Genomic DNA, 17,956 nt, shown 5'->3' on the forward strand with positions numbered 1-17,956 from the left:
CCGTTCCTCGGGGGTGGAGCGTGCTCCCAGTGTAGAAGCGGAGGTCGCCCGTGGGAACCCTCCCACGGGCGAGCGAGGAGGTTCTGGCGCGAGGCGAAAGATCCGTGCGTCCGCCGTCATCTCCGCCCGCGTCGGTGCCTCAGGCGCGCGCCGCCCACCAGGCGCGCAGACGCTCCTCGGCGACGTCCGTCCCGAGCACGCCCTCGTCGAGGCGCAGGTCGAGCAGGAACTTGTAGGCCTCGCCGACCTCGCGACCAGGACGGATGCCGAGCACCTCCTGGATGCGATTGCCGTCGAGTTCCGGACGCATCGCGTCGAGTTGCTCCTGTTCGGCGAGCGCCGCGATGCGCGACTCGATGTCGTCGTACGCCGACGACAGTCGCGCCGCCTTGCGCTTGTTGCGCGTGGTCACATCCGCACGGGTGAGGATGTGCAGGCGTTCGAGCAGGGGGCCCGCATCGCGCACGTAACGGCGCACCGCGGCATCCGTCCAGGCGCCCTCGGCGTAGCCGAAGAACCTCAGGTGCAGCTCGATAAGGGTGGCGACGGCATCCGTCGTGGCGGTGTCGAACCGCAGGGCCTGCAGGCGCTTGCGCGCCATGCGGGCGCCGACGATGTCGTGGTGGTGGAACGTGACCGCTCCGCCGTCTTCGAGCTTGCGTGTGCGGGGCTTGCCGATGTCATGCAGCAGAGCCGCGATGCGCAGCGCCACGTCGGGCTCGGCACCCGGATGCCGGGAGTGCTCGAGCGAGATCGCCTGGCGCAGCACCGTCAGGGAGTGCTCGTAGACGTCTTTGTGGTGGTGGTGCTCGTCGACCTCGAGCTTGAGGGCGCTCACCTCGGGCAGGAATTCGTCGATCAGTCCGGTCTCGACGAGAGCGCGGATGCCGCGCACCGGGTCGTCGGTCTGCATGAGGCGCACGAGCTCGGACTGGATGCGCTCGGGGCTGACGATCTCGAGCGTCGCCCGCAGCCGCGTGATCGCGTCGGCGGTGTCGTCGTCGATGCGGAAGCCGAGCTGTGCGCTGAACCGGGCGGCCCGCAGCATGCGCAGCGGGTCGTCACCGAACGAGACGTCGGGGTCGGTCGGGGTGCGGAGCAACCCCGCGATGAGGTCTTCGACCCCGCCGGTCGGGTCGACGAGCTTCACCGAGGGCACCTGCAGCGCCATCGCGTTGACCGTGAAGTCGCGACGCACCAGATCGGCGTCGATCGTGTCGCCGAACTCGACGGTGGGCTTGCGCGTCACCCCGTCGTAGCTGTCGGCGCGGTAGGTCGTGATCTCGACCTGCTCCTTCTGCACGCGCGCACCGATCGTGCCGAACGCACGGCCGATGTCCCACTGCGCGGTCGAGATCGGGGTGACGATGCGCAGGATGTCGTCGGGCCGAGCATCGGTCGTGAAGTCGAGGTCGTGGGTCGGACGCCCCAGCAGCGCATCGCGCACGGGACCGCCGACGACGGCCAGGTCGAACCCGGCATCCGCGAACGCCGTGGCGAGGGTGCGCACCACCGGATGCGCGGCGAGCGCGCCGAGACGGTCGAGGCCTTCGGCCATGTTGAGCATGGGTTCCAGCGTAGTCGGGCGGTGTGGTCGTGCCCTCAGAACAGCGGGTTCTCTCCCCGGGCCCTGTCGATCGCCTGCACCCGGCCCTGGATGAGGCGCAGCAGCATCATGCTCAGCACGCCGCCGCCGATCACGGCCACCGCGACGAGGAACCAGATGCCGACCTCGGGGTCGATGAGCTCGAACCCGTAGATGAGCACGGCTCCGAGCAGCAGCACCGGCCCCTCGATCAGCGCGAACGTGATGAAGAGGCGGGTCTGGCGCGAGAGGTAATCCTTCTCGACGGCTCTGACACGTGCATCGACCGAGGAGTCTCCCGCGTGGCTCATGCATCCACGGTACCGATGCGACGGGATGCGTTCCAGCATTCCGCCACCGTGCTCCCCGCCATAGGATCACCCCATGGCCGACGACAGCACCCCTCCCCCGGCATCCGATCCGGCATCCGACCGGAATCCCGACGCTGCCCGCACCCCGTCGCGGCGCGGGTTCCTCAAGATGGGCGGGGCCGCGTTCGCCGGCGCCGTCGTCGGCGGTGCGGCGGGAGCGGCCATCGGCGCATCCGTCGCCGCGCAGAATTCCCGCAACGGCTTCGCGTCCGAACCCGACCCCTTCGCCGCCCTCACCCCGCGCAGCGAGCCCGGGTTCGACCACCTCGTGGTCGTCATGGGCGAGAACCGCTCCTTCGACAACCTGCTCGGCTACCTGTACTCGCCGCAGACGCTGCCAGCCGGCGAGACGTTCGAGGGGCTCGCGTTCGGCAAGCACAGCAACACGGCATCCGATGGCACCATCGTCGACGCCCACGTGTACACCGGCGACACCGATCGCATCATGAGCCTGCCCGATCCCGACCCGGGCGAGGAGTACCCGCACGTCAACACGCAGATCTTCGGCACGGTCGACCCGAAGGGAAACGCCGATCTGTTCGTCGACGAGATGACCGCCCCGTTCAACGCTCCGACGCACGGCGAGAAGGCCACGATGTCGGGGTTCCTCGAGGACTACATCATCAACTTCCGTCGCCTGCGCAAGGGCACGGAGCCGAAGCCCGAAGAGGCCGCGCACATCATGGGCTCGTTCTCGCCCGAGATGCTCCCGGTGCTCTCGACACTCGCGAGCGAGTTCGCGGTCTTCGACCACTGGTACGCCGGCGTGCCCTCGCAGACCTTCTGCAATCGCTCCTTCTTCCACGCGTCGACCTCGCATGGCTTCGTCACCAACCAGGCCGGCGGCGGCTACAAGAAGTGGCTCGACGCTCCCGCCGCCCCGACCGTCTTCAACCGGCTCGAAGAGAAGAAGGTGAGCTGGAAGATCTACATCGACAAGCTGCAGCTCGTCTCGTTCACCGGGATGCTGCACGCCGCCGTGCTCGAGAAGTACTGGCGCACCGACCACTTCGGCACCATGGAGGACTTCTACGCCGACACGAAGAACGGCACCCTCCCCGCCTACGCGTTCATCGAGCCGCGCATGGTCTACGACCACAACGACTTCCACCCGCCGTTCGGCTCGCCCCGCGAGAGCACGGTCGACGGAGAGCCGGTCTACGACAGTGCGATCTCCGACGTGCGCGCCGGCGACCGACTCATCCACGACATCTACGAGGCCGTGCGCACGAGCGCCTCACCGAAGGGGTCGAACGCGGTCAACACCCTGCTGCTCATCACCTTCGACGAGCACGGCGGATGCTACGACCACGTGCCGCCGCCCGCCGCGACCAAGCCGACCGCCGACACCGGTGCCGGCGAGATGGGGTTCACCTTCGACCGCCTCGGATGCCGCGTTCCCGCGATCGCCGTGTCGGCGTACACGAAGCGCGGCACGATCGTGCACGACGAGATGCATCATGGCACCGTCACCGCCACGCTCTCGCGGCTCCACGGATTGAAGCCTCTCAACGACCGCGACGCCTCGGCGAACACGCTGTTCGAGGCCATCAACCTCGATCAGCCGCGGCATCCGTCGGACTGGCCCGTCACGACTCCCGCCTACACGCCGCCGAACCCCGAGGAACTCGAGCCGAAGCCGGGAGACCCCTCCGGCATGAAGCCCCTCACACCGCCCGCGCGGGGACTCCTCGGCCTGCTGCTGTCGCGCTATGGGAAGCCCGGAGAGCCCGACCCCGAGACGTTCGCCGACGCCTACCGCCTGCTGCACGAGCACGGCGAGGAGCTGTTCGGGCCGCCCGCCTCCTGATCGGATGCCTAGGCTGAGGTCATGATCACCGCCGACCCCACCGCCCTCGCCTCGTTCTGGGAAGGGGTGCGGTCGGAGCATCCGGAGCTTCCCGCCGCCGTGCCCCTGGCCTGGGCCTTCGGCGCGACCCCCGCGCACGCGGATGACCTGCTGGCTCTGGTGCTCGACGGCATCAAGACGGGCACCGCCTCATCGGTCTGGGACTACGACGCAGCAAGCGATCCAATCCCCGTCGAGGGCGAGCTGAGCATCATCCTCGACGGCACCGGAGCACCGCGCGCGGTGATCGAGACGACGAGCATCCGCATCGTCCCCTTCGACGAGGTCGAGGCCGCGCACGCCCACGCCGAGGGTGAGGGCGACCGCACGCTCGAGTACTGGCGCGCCGCGCACGAGCGGTACTGGCGCGCGCACTCCGAGAATCCGCGGGGTTTCGCGCCGGATATGCCGATCCTGTGCGAGCTGTTCCGGCTGGTGCACCCGGCCGGGCGTCCCTAATTCCGGAGAAAACTGCTTCAGCACTCCGAACACAATCGAATCCGGCCGTGAACGCCCAGATTCTCAGGAGTTGTGAACGCGAAGAACGGATGCCTCACCCCTCGTCGCGACCACGTGCCCGCCGACGCGACACGATGAGCAGCGTCGCGCCGAGCAGCAGCACGACCGCTCCGCCGGCCGCCCACGCGAAGGTCTCGGGGCCGAGGCCCGTACCGGGGAGCGTTCCGGTGCCCGCACCACCCGTGCCCGGCGCCGGCGGTGCGACGGGCGTCGTCGGCGGGTCAGGATCCGGCGACGGGCTGGGCTCGACCACGACCGCGGCGAGCACGAAGTCCTGGGCGATGACGGTGCCGCCGCCCTGTGGCAGGAAACCGAACGAGCGGCGCGCGAAGTCGACCGCCTGCGTGCCCTCGGGCGGGACGACGGTCAGGACGTAGTCTCCCGGCGCGAGACCGCCCAGGCTGTAGGAGCCGTCTTCCGCCGACACGAGCTGCCGCGTTCCGCCCGGACCCTCGAGCGTGAGGGCGACCCCGGCGACCGGGGCACCCGATGCATCCCGCACAGTTCCCGAGAAGCTCCCCAGCAGGGCGAGCTCGAAGTTCACGTCGGTCAGGGACTCACTGCCGAGCTCGACCGTCGCGCTGGTGGGTCCGAGTGGCGCGTAGCCGCTCGGCGGCGTGATCGTGACCGTGTAGTCGCCCGGCGGAAGGCGCGGGATCGTGTACTCGCCGAGCGGGCGGGTAACGGTCGTCGCGACGATGTTCCCGTCGGGGTCGGTGACGGTCACCACCGCCCCGCTCACGCCGATACCCGTCGCCGGCGATGTGACGACGCCACTCAGATCGGCGTTCGTCAGCAGGACGAAGTCCTCTTCCGGCGGGATCGTGATCGGATCCTCGCTGTCGTCCGGCACCGTGATCGAACGCGTGTCGTCGGCGGTCGAGAAGCCGCCCGGCGGGGTGACGCGCACGAGGTGGTCGCCGACGGGCACGGTGTCGAAGAGGTATCGCCCGTCCGATCCGGTGATGGCGGTGAGCTCGGTGCCGTCGATCGTCACGGTGACCCCGCCGACGCCGTCGCCGTTCTCGTCGACCACCCGTCCGGAGACCGCGACGGGCACGATGTCGCGCACGACGAAGTCGACGCCGACGGCATCCGTCTCACTGAGGTCGACGGGTCGGGTCGAGGGGCCTTCCGCGATCTTTCCCTCGGGTGCGCTCACTCGCACGGTGTACCCGCCGCTGCCTTGGATGCCGGGGAAGGAATAGGTGCCATCGGCGCCGGTCGTCGTCGAGGCGACGACCCGACCGTTCGCATCGGTCAGTATGAGATCCACATCCGCTTGCGGTGCATCGGCGTCGTCGACGACGGTTCCGCTGACGTCGCGCGCGAGCGAGGCGAACCACGTCTGGTACACCGGCAGACCCGAGCGGCGGGTGAAGACGAAGCTCAGGGTCGTGATGGGGGCGGAGGGTTCGAACCAGGCCGCCGCACCCGAGGTGTCGACCGCACCGGCGTTGCCGGTGAGCGTGAGGGTCGTGTCGTCCCAGGTGGGCACATCGGTGGCCGATCCGGTGCAGGACGGCTTGCCGACCACGCCGGGAGCGCAGTAGTTGAAACCGCCGCGGAACCCGAGCTCGTCGGCGGTGAGCGCCTGTCCGTCGGGACCGGTGGCCTGGATGCGCACGGCGTCGGCGTCGATGTCACCGAGCACGAAGGTCCAGCCTGCGGTGGGTGTCGGGTCGAGGAAGGAGTACGTCGTCGTCGACGATCCGGTCGGGGTGTCGGCCTGCGGGCGCAGGTTCAGATAGGGCTGGTCCCGGCTGGATCCGTACTTCGCGCCGACGGGGGTGCCCTGCGAGAGCCAGGTCGATGCGCCCGAGATCACGCCGACCTGGCCGGAGCGCGAGGTGCTGGTCACGATCGCGACCATGGACGGGTCGGGAGTGATCTGCACCGAGGTCGAATACGCACCGCTCGTGCCTGTCAATGGCTGCCAGGTCGCCCACTGCGTCGTGGTCGCGGCCGACGCGGGGCTCGCGACCACCGCGACAGCAGCCACCAGGGCCAGGACTCCGATGACGATGCTGCTTCGCTTCGCGCGCATGGCGCCAGGCTACATCGGTATACCAACGAGGCGGAGAAAAACTTCCGCCCCGGCCGGCCGTCAGTTCGCGCGCGAGAACGTGATGTGCACGACGCCGGACTCGGCCGTCTCCGACGCAACGGAGTATCCGGACTCGAGTCCGCGCAGGTCGTCCCACAAGCGGATGCCGCTGCCGATGAGGATCGGGGTGATGCCGACGTGCAGCTCGTCGACGAGACCCGCGCGCAGGTACTCGCGCACGGTCGTCGCTCCGCCGCCCACCCGCACGTCTGCGCCCTCCGCAGCCTCGACCGCGCGTCGCAACGCCTCTTCGGGCGCCGCGTCGATGAACTCGAACGACGTGCCGTTCGCGAACTCGATGCGCTCGCGCGGGGTGTGCGTGAGCACGAACACCGGCGCGTGGAAGGGCGGCTCGTCGCCCCACCAGCCGCGCCAGTCGGGGTCATCGGGGTTCGCGTGCAGACCGAACATCCCGGCGCCCATGATCTCGGCGCCGATGTTCTCGAAGTAGCGTGCGGCGTACTTCTCGTCGACCCCGGTCGTGCCCGCACCGCTCGTGTCGTGGAACACCCGCTCACGGAACGTGCGCGTCGCGGCATACGCCGCCGTGAGACGACCCCAGTCCTCGCCGAACGGGTTCTCCGGGGTCTGGTCGGTGGTCGTGGCGAAGCCGTCGAGAGAGATGTTGAGATCGACGCGAACGCGGGTCATGGGGTCTCCGATGTCCGAGGAGCGGATGCCGCGGCATCCGACACGGCGAACCCACTGTCGACCATCCCGCGCGCGGTGTCAACGGCCGGCCGGTCCCGGCGAGCGCCCACTCCCGAGACGCCGAGCCGGGAACGGATGCCGCGCCCGACGCGTCTCAGACGACCGGGTCGCCCTGCACCGGCCCCTCGGTGTTCGGCTTCCAGCCGAGCGCCGGCGCGACGTGCTTCGCGAACGACTCGAGCACGTGCAGGTTGTATGCGGGGCCGAGCTGGTTCGGGATCGTGAGCAGCAGCGTGTCGGCGGCCATGACGGCCGAGTCGTTCTTCAGCTGCTCGATGAGCACGTCGGGTTCGGCGGCGTAGGTCTTTCCGAACGTCGAGCGGTAACCGTCGATGATGCCGATCTGGTCGCCGCTGTCCTCGCTGCGCAGACCGAAGTACGCCCGGTCCATGTCGGTGATCAGCGGGAAGACGCTGCGGCTCACCGAGACGCGCGGCGAGCCGGTGTGACCGGCCTCCTTGTAGGCCGCGCGGAACAGCGCGATCTGCTCGCTCTGGAGTTCGTGGAACGGCACGCCCGTGGCCTCGGTGAGCAGCGTCGAGCTCATCATGTTGAGGCCCTTGCGCCCGGTCTCCTCGGCGGTGGCTCGGGATCCCGAGCCCCACCAGATGTGGTCGCGGAGCGTGGGCGACTGCGGCTCGATCTGCAGGTAGCGTCCGGCGCCGACCATCCGCGGGTCGCCGGGGGCGAGGCCCTCGCCGTCGATCGCGCGCAGGAACAGGTCGAACTTCTCACGAGCCATCACGCCGCCGCGCTCGGGATCCTCCTCATCGTGGAAGCCGAACGTCTCGTAGCCGCGCAGAGCCGTCTCGGGTGACCCACGGCTCACGCCGAGCGCGATGCGTCCGTCGGCGATCAGGTCGAGCGCGGCCGCCTCTTCGGCGAACTGGAACGGGTTCTCGTACCGCATGTCGATCACGCCGGTGCCGACCTCGATGCGCTTCGTGCGTGCGGCCATCGCCGACAGCAGCGGCATGGGCGAGGCGGCCTGGCGGGCCCAGTGGTGCACGCGCACGTAGGCGCCGTTCACCCCGATCTCATCGGCGCCCTCGGCGATCTCGATGGTCTGCTTCAGCATGTCGCCCGCGGTGCGGGTCGCCGAACCCTGGACATCGGCGTAGTGACCGAAAGAGAGGAATCCGAAAGCCTTCATGGTGTATTCGAACGCATGAATACCGCGGGTTATTCCGCCGCAAGGAACCCGTCGATCAGCAGCGCCCGGATCCGCGGCTCCAGCTCGGCCCACAGATCGGCGAGCGGCACGTCGAAGAGGTCGGCGAGGGCCGCGGCGATCTGTCCGACCGTCAGCTCGCCGTCGCAGGCGCCCACGAATGCGGCGAGCGCCGGGTCGACGTTCACCGTGCGTCCGAAGCCGCCGCCCTGACGCAGTTCGATCACGCTGGGGTCGTCGTTGCCGGGCAGCAGGTGCCGGGCCTCGGTGACATCGGATGCCGTGACGAGGGTCGCGGGGATCCCGCTCGCGAGCAGGTCGTGCGCCACGAGTCCGCGGCCCAGCGCCTCGCCCACACCCGACACGGCCTGGCCGACGTGCTCGCTGCGACGCAGCACGGGGGCGTCTCCGCGACGGATGAGCACGTACCCGAAGCCGATCGCGGTCACTCCGCGTGCGGCGAAGTCGTCGAGCCAGGCGGTGAGCAGCGGCGTGAACTCCGCATCGCGCGGGGTGGTGCCGCCGTCGCGGATCCACAGCTCGGCGTAGGCGAGGGGCGAGAGCTCCTCGCGCTCGACGACCCAGAGGTCGAGGTCGCCCGGCACCCAGGCGTCCAAACGCGCCAGGCCCTTCACCCCGTCGCGTGACTCCCAGTTGCCGAGCAGCTGGGCGCTTCCGCCCGCGGTGAGGAAGGCGGGTGCGGTGCGCACGAACTGTTCGACGAGCGCGTCTCCGATGAGTCCACCGTCGCGGTACTCGTACTCGGGCACGCCCTCGGTGCGCGGCGTGATGACGAAGGGCGGGTTCGAGACGATCAGGTCGAACGCCTCCCCCGCGACGGGCTCGAACATGCTGCCCAGACGGAACTCGATGTTGCCGATCCCGTTCAGGCGTGCGTTGAGCTCGGCGTAGGCCAGGGCCCGAGAGGAGATGTCGGTCGCGACGACCCGTCCGGCACGGCGCGATACGAGCAGCGCCTGGATGCCGCATCCGGTGCCGAGGTCGAGCGCGCGCTCCACCTCGATCGGCACGACGATCTCGGCGAGGGTGCGCGAGGCGCCGCCGACTCCGAGCACGTGGTCGGCGGGCAGTGCGGTGCCGAGCGCGACCTCATCGAGGTCGCTCGCGATCCACCACTCCCCGACCCCGTCCGCGTCGACGAACGACTGCGGGCGCAGGAGCGCGGTGGGCGTGACGACGGTGTCGGATGCCGTGGCGAGACCGAGAGCCGTCAGCCCGTCGACGCCGAGACGCGGAAGCGCCTCCTCGACGGAGCGTCGCGGCTGCGGCATCCCGAGCACGAAGAAGCGCCCCAGGGTCGCGAGAGTTCCCTCGTCACCCTCGATCGCGCGCAGGATGGGCTCGCGCATGCCGCGGGCCAGGGCGTCGTCGGCCTCTTCGCCCCACAGGCGGCGCAACGGCGCGGAGCGCAGGTCGGCGGCGTCGAGGTCGGCGGCGAGCGAAGCGCATCCGAGCGGGTCGGGAACGGGCATTGCAGAGGCGGACACGGCCGTCACTCTACGCGTCTTCAGGGTTCTCCTCCGGCGCGCCTTCTAGAATCACAAGGTCAGTACTCACGATTCCGCCCTCTTCCCGGGCGTTCGAGGAAGACCTTCATGACCGCGAGCACCCCCGACAGACGCCTCCGTGCGCGTCTTCGGCGACTCACGAGCGCGGCCGCCGCGTTCGCCCTCGCGGCCGGTCTCGGCGCGGTCGCGTCTCCGGCGATGGCGGCCGACGGCGACGACGAGACGACGGATGCCGGCATCGTCGAGCTCTCCGTCGCGATAGGCTCGCACGGCAGGATCACCCCCGGTGCGTCGGCCACGGCATCCCTCTCGCTGCAGAACGACACCGATGCCCGCCTGTCGACCGGCACCGTCACGGTCGAGATCAACCGCACTCCGCTCTCCGACGGCACGGCCGTCTCGACCTGGCTCGACGAGACGTCGGCGCCCGGAGAGTTCGAGACGCTCGGATCGAAGGCGACGGATGCCGTCGAAGCCGGCGGCTCCGATCGCGTCTCGGTCGACATCCCACCGGAGTCCCTCGCCGAGCTCGCCCCCGGTGTCTATCCGATCCGGGCGGAACTGAGCGGAGCGAGCACCGGCACGGTCGGCAGCGATGACTTCGTGTCGCGCAACGTCTCGGCCGACAGCGTGCTCGTCGTGACCGCCGATGCCGTGCAGGTCGGCGTGATCGTGCCCATCACCGCGACTCCTGCCGACGGCGTGCTGCTCACGGCCGACGAGCTCGCCGAGCTCACGGCGGCCGACGGGGCACTCACGGCCGCTCTCGACGGCGTCTCGGGCACGGCGGCCGTGATCGCCATCGACCCCGCGATCGTCGCGGCGATCCGGGTGCTCGGCACCTCGGCGCCGGCGAACGCGACCGATTGGCTCGAGCGCTTCGACGATCTCCCCAACGAGCGCTTCGCCCTGCAGTTCGGCGACGCCGATGCGACGGTGCAGGCGCAGGCGCAGCTGCCGGAGCTGCTGCAGCCCACGACCCTCGCGCCCTTCGTGAACCCCCTGAGCTTCCCGAGCACCCCGGCGACTGCCACGCCGACCCCCGGCACCTCCACGCCATCTCCGACGCCCTCCGCGACCGACGCGCCCGTGCTGCCGGACGACGAGACGCTCACGGCCATCGACGACGCCATCGAGGGAATCGTCTGGCCGCTGGCCGGCGCCCGCTCCGAAGACCTCGCGACGTTCACCTCTTACTTCGGCGGCGAGGTCACGACGATCGTCTCGTCGTCGGCGACGGATGCCGTCGACACCGCGCACGCGACCACCGACGGGCACGACCTGCTCGTCGTCGACGAGGCGATCTCCGCCGCGATCTCCGGTGCCGCGAGCGAATCGGCCTCGGGCGCCCGGCAGCGCTGGCTCGCCGCAGCGAGTGCACAGCTCTACTTCGCCGGACAGGCGGCGCCGCAGGGCCCGCTCCTGGTCGGCCTCGACCGCGACGAGACCCGAGACGCCGCAGCCCTTCGTGAGGCGATCGCCGCGGTCGACTCCCCCGGCTTCGACCTGTCGTCGGTGCGCTCGGCTCCTGCCGCGGGCGTCGCTCTCACCGGCGCCGTCGACGACCTCCGCGTCAGCGCTCTCCAGAACATGCTGGTCGACGAGGGCACACTCGCCACCTTCGCGACGATCCTCGACGACCCGCAGGTGCTGCTCAGCCGAGAGCGCATCCGCGTGCTGCGCGAGATCGCGGTCGGCGTGCCCGAGACGAAGTTCAGCACCAACGTCGCCGTGCACCGTGCGGCGACGAACGACACGCTCCACGCCGTCAGCATCCCCCCGTCGAGCACGATCCAGCTGCTCAGCGCCAATGCCGACCTCCCGTTCAGCGTGCGCAACGACCTGCCGTGGCCGGTCAATCTGCGCCTGACGGTGGCGCCCACCGACCCCCGCCTCGAGGTGCAGGGCAGCAACGACGTCGTCGTGCAGGCCAACTCCAGTGCCCGGGTGAAGGTTCCCGTCTCTGCGCGCGTCGGCAGCGGCGAGCTCGATCTGCGCCTGAACCTCTACAGCCCCACCGGCGCACTGATCGACGGCCCGCAGACGGTACGCGTCGCGGTGCGCGCCGAGTGGGAGACGATCGGTCTCGTCATCTTCGGCGGTCTCGCCGTGCTGCTGATCGTCGGCGGTGTGATCCGCACGGTGCTCCGTCGACGTCGGGAGTCCGCGGTCGAGGGTGGCGAAGCGGATGCCGCGGCGGATGCTGACGCCCTCGACGAATCCGGAGAGAAAGAAACCACGTGAGCAGTCTCGGGCGCGCGAGCGCGATCATCGGCGCCGGCACCCTCGTCTCCCGCATCACGGGGCTGCTCCGCAGCATCGTGCTCGTCGGGGTGCTGGGGTCGGTCGCCTCCGAGGCGGCGGACGCCTTCACCTACGCGAACCAGCTGCCGAACAGCGTCTTCTCCCTGATCTCAGTCGGCATCCTCACCGCGGTGATCGTCCCTCAGATCGTGAAGGCCACCGCGGATGCCGACGGCGGCAACGCCTTCATCTCGAAGCTGTTCACCCTGGGCACCGTCGTGCTCGTGGTCGTGACCGCGATCGCGACCGCGGCCGCGCCCTGGCTCGTGCACCTCGTGGCCGGCAAGGCGAGCGATGATGCGCTGGCGCTGGCCACCGCCCTCGCCTACTGGTGCCTGCCGCAGATCCTGCTCTACGGCCTGTACGCGATGCTGGGCGAGGCGCTCAACGCCCGCAAGATCTTCGGCCCCTTCACGTGGGCCCCCGTCGTCAACAACATCGTCTCAATCGCCGGCTTCCTCGCGCTCGGCGCCCTCTTCGGCCCGGTCTCCACCCGGGCCGCCGACTGGACGCCCGAGATGATCACCGTGCTCGGCGGCACCGCCACGCTCGGCATCGCGCTGCAGGCCCTCGTGCTGCTCGTGTTCTGGCGCCGCACGGGACTCGCCCTCAAGCCCGACTTCCGCTGGCGCGGTGTCGGTCTCGGCAACGTCGGTCGGCTCGCCGGATGGACGTTCCTCATGGCGTTCGCGAGCCTCGCGGCGGGCATGTACCAGGGCTATCTCGTGAGCGAGGTGTCGGGCCTCGGGGCCTCGGCCACCGTGACCGCCAACGCCTGGCTCATCTTCATGCTCCCCTACTCGGTGATCGTGCTCTCGATCGGCACCCCGTACTTCACGCAGATCAGCGCGCACGCGGCGGCCGGACGAGACGACGAGGTGCGCGCGGACATCGCGCAGAGCATCCGCACCCTGCTGTTCTTCATCGTCGCCGCCACCGCCGCCGTCGCCGCGGCCGCGATCCCCGCCTCCCGCGTCTTCACCGACAACGCCGACGACGCCCAGGCGGCCGCCCTCGTGCTGATCGCCTACCTGTTCGGCCTCATCCCGCTCACGATCCTGTTCATCGTGCAGCGCACCTTCTACGCCTACGACGACACCCGCACGCCGTTCTGGTTCACGATCTTCCAGTGCGTGCTCATCGTCGGCACGGCCCTCGGGGCTCTCGGCCTGCGTGAGGCGGGCATCATCCCGCTGACCTCGCTCGCCGCCGCCGTCGCCCTCGGCCAGTCGATCGCGAGCATCGTGCAGACGATCCTCGCCACCTGGCTGCTGCACCGCAAGATCGGCGGCCTGCAGATCCGCTCCTGGATGGCCGCGATCGGCCGCTTCGCCCTCGCCGGCATCCCCGCGGGCTTCGCCGGATGGGGCGCCTTCGTGCTGCTGGGTGGCGTCGACGGCTGGACGATGGCCGACAAGTTCCAGGGCGCCCTCGGTACCGCGATCGTCGGACTCGTCGTCGTGGTCGTCTACCTCGGCATCCTCGCCCTGCTCCGCGCTCCCGAACTGAAGGCCGCCGGAGCCCTCGCCCGGCGCTTCCTGCCCGGTCGCTGAGCGTCTCCCGTCGCGGGAATGCCGCGCGGTTACCATGGGTTGAAGCTGTCGGACATCATTCGATGGCATTGCAGTTCTCACAGGGAGCATTTCATGCGTCAGGTCGTCATCATCGGCTCCGGCCCCGCCGGTTTCACCGCCGCCATCTACGCGGCGCGCGCGAACCTCGAGCCGCTGCTCATCGCGAGCTCGGTCGAGGTCGGCGGTGAGCTGATGAACACCACCGAGGTCGAGAACTACCCCGGCTTCCCCGATGGCATCCAGGGCCCCGAGCTCATGGCCAAGTTCCAGGAACAGGCCGAGAAGTTCGGCACCGAGGTCGTCTACGACGACGTCGCGTCGCTCGAGCTCGACGGACCGGTCAAGAAGGTCACCCTCGGCAGCGGCACGGTGCACGAGACCCAGACCCTCATCTACGCGACGGGCTCGGCGTACCGCAAGCTCGGCATCGAGGGCGAAGAGCGCCTCTCCGGCTACGGCGTCTCGTGGTGCGCCACCTGCGACGGCTTCTTCTTCCGCGAGAAGACGATCGCGGTCGTCGGCGGCGGCGACTCGGCGATGGAAGAGGCCACGTTCCTCACCCGCTTCGCCGACAAGGTCTACGTGATCCACCGCAAGGACACCCTCCGCGCGTCGAAGATCATGCAGGAGCGCGCCTTCGCGAACGAGAAGATCGAGTTCATCTGGAACAGCGAAGTCGCCGAGATCCTCGGCAAGGACTCGGTCGAGGGCGTGCAGCTGCGCTCCACCGAAGACGGCACGCTACGCGACCTGCCCCTCGACGGTCTCTTCGTCGCCATCGGCAACGACCCGCGCACGCACCTCGTGCACGACAAGCTGAAGCTCACCGCCGAGGGCACGATCTGGGTCGACGGCCGCTCCTCGGTCACCTCGGTTCCCGGTGTCTTCGCCGCCGGCGACGTGATCGACCCCACCTACCGTCAGGCCATCACGGCTGCCGGTTCCGGAACGGTCGCCGCCCTCGACGCCGAGCACTTCCTCGCCGACCTCGAAGACGCCTCCGTCGAGTTCCCCGCGGCTGAAGCGGCCGAGATCATCACCGCCTGACCTGCGGGAACACTTTCCCCCGGTCGGCTGTTGTATCCGACGAACCTCGAACAAGGAGAAACTCTGATGAGTGCACAGGCTACGAGCCAGGCGACCTGGGAGCAGGACGTACTGCAGGCCGAAGGTCCCGTTCTCGTGGACTTCTGGGCCGAATGGTGCGGACCGTGTCGTATGGTCGCCCCGGTCCTGGACCAGATCCAGGCCGACAACCCCGACAAGATCACCATCCTCAAGCTCAACGTCGACGAGAACCCCGAGCTGGCGATGAAGTACCAGATCACGTCGATCCCGGCGATGAAGGTGTTCCAGGGCGGTGAGGTCAAGACGACCATCATCGGCGCGAAGCCGAAGCCGGCCCTCGAGAAGGACCTCGCGGCCTTCATCGGCTGAGTCTGAGAACTTTCGGGCCGTCGTCTCCTTCGGGAGGCGGCGGCCTTCTCTGTTCTACGGATGCTTTCGGTGACGGGCTCCGGGATGTTCCCCTCTCTCGCAGAACGGGGACCCTCCCGCTTCGCGGGCCCCTCCCGATGCTCGTTCGGGGAACATCTCTGCGCCCGCGGACACGGACGATGGGGTGTTTCGTAGCTGGTCGCAGCGTCTCGCTTCGCTCGACGGACTGCGCCCGATCAACGCCCCCGGTCCCTGAGCGAGGAGCGCAGCGACGAGACGAAGGGCCCACCACGCAGCAGCTGGGTCCCTGAGCCCGTCGAAGGGCCCGGCGGCTACTTGTCCGACACCTCGACCCGCGGCAACCCCCGGGCCGTGCGCGCGCGATCCACGATCTCCTGGATCACCGGGGTCTTCGCGGCGCTGTAGCTCGACGTGCCACGGGCAGCGGCGGCCACGGCATCGCACTTCGCGTGCCGGTAGCGATCGGCATCCGCGGGGTGCTCGAGCAGCCAGTCCCGCAGGATCCTCTGGTTCACGGCATCCCAGTCCGCCGCGGTGAAGAAGTGCGCGATGTGCGTGCGCACGCCGTCCCTCTCGCGGAGCATCACCGGGTGACTGCGCACCGCGCTCCCCCGCCGCCAGCCCGACCTCTCGAGCGCACTCCGGTGCATCTCGAAGTCCGCGGCATCCGCGACGCGCACCGCGAGGTCGATGATGGGCTTCGAGCGCATACTGGGGATCGCGGTCGAACCGATGTGCTCGATGACCCAGTCCGGGTCGCCGTGCGAACGCAGCTGAGCGGCGGCAGCCGCGAACTGCTCGGGCCATGACGGATCGTAGGCGACGAGCATCCGTGGCATCGTCAGGAGGCGTCCGCGACCGTCGGGTCCCACCGGCGGTAGCGCTGCTTGTCGTCGAGCAGGCCCCACACGGCCGGCGTCAGCTCCGGGTACTCGAGGGCGATCTGCCGCAGCACCCGGTAGTGCCGGGCTTCGTTCGGCCGCACCCCGTCGTTCGCGCTGATGTTGTCGGCGCGCAGCAGGTAGACGACGAGCTCATCGATGCTGGGGAGCTCCTCCATGAACTCCCACGGGTCCTCCCCGCCCAGCAACCGCTCCTGCACGATCACGGCGAGTTCGTCGGATGCCTCGGCACGCAGTACTTCCAGGCTGGCGCGACGGGGGACGGACTCGCTCATGCCTTCCAGCCTACGCGCGTGCGCGACGGGGTCGGCGCTCGACCTTCACATCCTCGCTCATGTCCTCGAGCTCCTTGCCCTTGGTCTCGGCGACCTTGAAGTACACGAAGAAGAACGACAGCAGTGCGAAGAACGCGTAGAAACCGTAGGCGAACGGCAGGCCGATGTTGGCGAACGCGGGGAACGTGGTCGAGATGAAGAAGTTCGCCGCCCACTGCGCCGCCGCCGCGACCGCGAGGGCCCCCGCGCGGATCGAGTTCGGGAACATCTCGCCCAGCAGCACCCACACGAGCGGGCCCCAGGTGGCCCCGAAGAACACGACGAACGCGTTGGCGCAGATCAGCGCCACTGTCGACCAGGGCTCGGGCAGCGTGACGGCACCGGCGGAATCGAGGGTGCCGAACGAGAACGCGAGAGCCATGAGGCCGAGAGAGATCGTCATGCCCACCGATCCGACGAGCAGCATGATGCGCCGGCCGACCTTGTCGACGAGCAGGATAGCGACGATCGTCACCACGATGTTCGTCACGGAGGTGATCACCGTGATCAGCAGCGCCTCGGATTCACCGAAGCCGACCGACTGCCACAGCGTCGTCGAGTAGTAGAAGATGACGTTGATGCCGACGAACTGCTGGAAGACCGAGAGCAGGATGCCGACCCAGACGATCGGCTTGAGGCCGAAGCGGTTGCCGCGCAGGTCGCGCAGGGATTCCTTCTTCTCCGTGTCGATCGTGCCGGTGATCTCGGAGATCTTGGCCTTCACATCGACCGTGCCCGTGACGGTCGTGAGCACCTCGGATGCCTTCTCGATGTCGCCCTTGCGCACGAGATAGCGCGGGGATTCGGGGAGATTCAGCGCCATGATTCCGTAGACGATCGCCGGGATCGCCTCCGCGATGAACATCCATCGCCAGGCGTACAGGCCCCAGAGCGACTCGGCAGCCCCGCCGGCGACCTCGGCGAGCAGGGCGTCCGACAACAGGGCGACGAAGATACCGCTCACGATCGCGAGCTGCTGCAGCGAGCCGAGTCGACCGCGCATGCTGGCGGGAGAGACCTCGGCGATGTACGCCGGCGCGATGACGGATGCCGCGCCGACACCGAGGCCACCGACGATGCGCCAGATGATCAGGTCGACGACGCTGAAGGCCAGACCGGAACCAATCGACGACACCAGGAAGAGGACCGCAGCCGCGACCATGATGGGGATGCGTCCGTACCGGTTCGCCAGCGGACCGGCGAACCACGCGCCGACCGCACAACCGATGAGGGCCGACGAGACGGCGAAGCCCTTGAGGCCGGCGCCGAGGTCGAAGCCCGACTGGTTGCCGGCGAGAGCATCCACCGCGCCGTTGATGACCGCTGTGTCGAATCCGAAGAGGAATCCACCGAGGGCCGCGGCGATGCTGATCGCGATCACCTTCCCCTTGATGCCGGATCCGGATGCTGTCGCTGACATGTTGCCCTCCCATGGGTCGTCCTCAGCGAGTCTAGAACTCCGGAGAATCTCGCGGGGGTGCTTGACATCGAGGGCCGTCAACGAGAAATGCGCCCGACTCCCCGTGATTCAGGGGGTCGGACGCGATTCTCTGCAGTGGATC

The 17,956-nt window shown here is 69.2% G+C and carries 15 protein-coding genes; 6 read left to right on the plus strand and 9 right to left on the minus strand.

The features are described from left to right. Positions 1-139: 139 nt before the first annotated feature. Both KV396_RS06425 and KV396_RS06430 read right to left on the minus strand, forming a co-directional pair. A complete protein-coding gene (locus KV396_RS06425; protein ID WP_247957246.1) occupies positions 140-1,567 on the minus strand; it encodes a CCA tRNA nucleotidyltransferase in 1,428 nt (475 codons plus the stop codon). Positions 1,568-1,602: 35 nt separating this feature from the next. Continuing rightward, positions 1,603-1,896, minus strand: coding sequence for a hypothetical protein (locus tag KV396_RS06430; RefSeq protein WP_247624072.1), 294 nt, complete (start codon positions 1,894-1,896; stop codon positions 1,603-1,605). A gap of 73 nt (positions 1,897-1,969) precedes the next feature. On the opposite strand from KV396_RS06430, the gene KV396_RS06435 reads away from it, so the two are divergent. Together KV396_RS06435 and KV396_RS06440 are read left to right on the plus strand one after the other, a co-directional pair. Further along, a complete protein-coding gene (locus tag KV396_RS06435) occupies positions 1,970-3,766 on the plus strand; it encodes an alkaline phosphatase family protein (protein ID WP_247957247.1) in 1,797 nt (598 codons plus the stop codon). A gap of 21 nt (positions 3,767-3,787) precedes the next feature. Continuing rightward, the gene (locus KV396_RS06440) at positions 3,788-4,264 is read left to right on the plus strand and encodes an ASCH domain-containing protein (RefSeq protein WP_247957248.1); all 477 of its coding nucleotides are present in this window, start codon (positions 3,788-3,790) and stop codon (positions 4,262-4,264) included. A gap of 94 nt (positions 4,265-4,358) precedes the next feature. Here KV396_RS06440 and KV396_RS06445 read toward each other — a convergent pair whose 3' ends face one another. The 4 genes from KV396_RS06445 to KV396_RS06460 all read right to left on the minus strand — a co-directional run bounded on the left by KV396_RS06445 (position 4,359) and on the right by KV396_RS06460 (position 9,806). Then, the gene (locus KV396_RS06445; protein ID WP_247957249.1) at positions 4,359-6,371 is read right to left on the minus strand and encodes an MSCRAMM family protein; all 2,013 of its coding nucleotides are present in this window, start codon (positions 6,369-6,371) and stop codon (positions 4,359-4,361) included. A 60-nt stretch (positions 6,372-6,431) separates the two neighbouring features. After that, positions 6,432-7,082: a dihydrofolate reductase family protein gene (locus KV396_RS06450; protein ID WP_247957250.1), complete on the minus strand. Its 651-nt coding sequence runs from the start codon at positions 7,080-7,082 to the stop codon at positions 6,432-6,434. Between the two features lie 154 nt (positions 7,083-7,236). Beyond that, a complete protein-coding gene (locus KV396_RS06455) occupies positions 7,237-8,295 on the minus strand; it encodes an LLM class flavin-dependent oxidoreductase (protein ID WP_247624067.1) in 1,059 nt (352 codons plus the stop codon). A 29-nt stretch (positions 8,296-8,324) separates the two neighbouring features. Further along, entirely contained in the window at positions 8,325-9,806 is a 1,482-nt protein-coding gene (locus KV396_RS06460; protein WP_247957565.1) for a DUF7059 domain-containing protein, read from the minus strand. 123 nt (positions 9,807-9,929) lie between these two features. Between KV396_RS06460 and KV396_RS06465 the strand changes: the two genes are divergently transcribed. The 4 genes from KV396_RS06465 to trxA all read left to right on the plus strand — a co-directional run bounded on the left by KV396_RS06465 (position 9,930) and on the right by trxA (position 15,157). After that, positions 9,930-12,086, plus strand: coding sequence for a DUF6049 family protein (locus KV396_RS06465; RefSeq protein WP_247957251.1), 2,157 nt, complete (start codon positions 9,930-9,932; stop codon positions 12,084-12,086). After that, positions 12,083-13,699 carry a murein biosynthesis integral membrane protein MurJ gene (gene murJ / locus KV396_RS06470; protein WP_247957252.1) on the plus strand — a complete coding sequence of 539 codons (1,617 nt, stop codon included), beginning with the start codon at positions 12,083-12,085 and terminating at the stop codon, positions 13,697-13,699. Before KV396_RS06465 ends, murJ begins: the two co-directional genes overlap by 4 nt. A 93-nt stretch (positions 13,700-13,792) precedes the next feature. Beyond that, positions 13,793-14,767: a thioredoxin-disulfide reductase gene (gene trxB / locus KV396_RS06475; protein WP_247633425.1), complete on the plus strand. Its 975-nt coding sequence runs from the start codon at positions 13,793-13,795 to the stop codon at positions 14,765-14,767. A 66-nt stretch (positions 14,768-14,833) separates the two neighbouring features. Next, positions 14,834-15,157, plus strand: a complete 324-nt coding sequence (gene trxA, locus KV396_RS06480; protein WP_247957253.1) for a thioredoxin — start codon at positions 14,834-14,836, stop codon at positions 15,155-15,157. A 332-nt stretch (positions 15,158-15,489) separates the two neighbouring features. Here the strand turns inward: trxA and KV396_RS06485 are convergent, their stop codons facing one another. Genes KV396_RS06485 through KV396_RS06495 form a run of 3 tightly spaced genes read right to left on the minus strand, consistent with a single transcriptional unit; the run spans position 15,490 to position 17,814 of the window. Then, positions 15,490-16,008, minus strand: a complete 519-nt coding sequence (locus tag KV396_RS06485) for a GrpB family protein (protein ID WP_247957254.1) — start codon at positions 16,006-16,008, stop codon at positions 15,490-15,492. Between the two features lie 11 nt (positions 16,009-16,019). Next, entirely contained in the window at positions 16,020-16,355 is a 336-nt protein-coding gene (locus KV396_RS06490) for a tryptophan synthase subunit alpha (RefSeq protein WP_247633423.1), read from the minus strand. Positions 16,356-16,365: 10 nt separating this feature from the next. Continuing rightward, positions 16,366-17,814, minus strand: coding sequence for a sugar porter family MFS transporter (locus KV396_RS06495; RefSeq protein WP_247957255.1), 1,449 nt, complete (start codon positions 17,812-17,814; stop codon positions 16,366-16,368). Positions 17,815-17,956 lie beyond the last annotated feature (142 nt).

It is taken from the genome of Microbacterium galbinum (assembly GCF_023101185.1).
GTDB classification, from domain to species: domain Bacteria; phylum Actinomycetota; class Actinomycetes; order Actinomycetales; family Microbacteriaceae; genus Microbacterium; species Microbacterium galbinum.